Source organism: Vibrio sp. D173a, assembly GCF_030248475.1.
Genome location: NZ_JAHGAH010001632.1, coordinates 1 through 921 on the forward strand (window position 1 = coordinate 1; position 921 = coordinate 921).

Annotated in this window: 1 protein-coding gene; it reads left to right on the plus strand. The window is 46.8% G+C overall.

Annotated elements, in window-relative coordinates; translation table 11 throughout:
- On the plus strand, positions 1-921 hold a 921-nt coding region (locus tag KIV40_RS35240), incomplete at both ends, for an RND family transporter (protein WP_285354126.1).

Consider the following 921-nt stretch of genomic DNA (forward strand, 5'->3'; position numbering starts at 1 on the left):
GTGCCATTAATGCTGTTAGTGGTGTTGGTGTTCCTTACCTTTATGCTGCGTTCGTTCTTTAGCGTTGTTGCAACCCTTGTGGTGATCATCTCCTCGATTCTCGCGACCATGGGCTTGTCTGGTTGGGCTGGTATGTTCTTAAGTACCGCAACCGTGAATGTTCCAACATTGGTGTTAACCCTAGCGGTGGCTGACTGTGTACACGTGATTGTGACTATGCGCCAAGCTATGCAGCGTGGAATGACCAAAGCTGAAGCAATTCAATACAGTATCAAGCTTAACTTCATTCCGATTCTAATTACTTCAGTCACCACTGCGATTGGTTTCTTGATGATGAATATGTCGGATTCTCCAGTACTGCGTGACTCCGGTAACTTGTCTGCACTGGGTGTGATGATCGCATGCTTACTATCAGTCTCTCTGCTGCCTGCATTACTTAACCTGCTGCCGGTGAAACGCCTTGCGCCAACCACTACTGAGTCTGAAAAAGTGACCTTCATGGATAAGTTGGGCGATTTCGTGGTGAACAATCGCAAAGCCTTGTTGCCAGTATCTACGCTAGTAATAGTGGTTGCTGCTGCGTTAATTCCACTTAACAAAGTTAACGACGAATCGGTGAAGTACTTTGATACCTCAAACGAGTTTCGCCAAGCCGCTGACTTTATGGAACAGACCATCAGTGGCATGACCAACCTGAGTATCGCGATAAAAACAAACGAGTCTCAAGGCATTGCTGACCCTGTGTTCTTGCAAGCAATTGGTGACTTTACGGAGTGGTTACGCGTTCAGCCAGAAACCGACCATGTCGCAACACTGTCAGACGTTTATAAGCGTTTGAATAAGAACATGCATGGTGACGATCCTAGCTATTACCAACTGCCACTCGATCGTGAACTTGCGGCGCAATACCTGCTTCTTTAC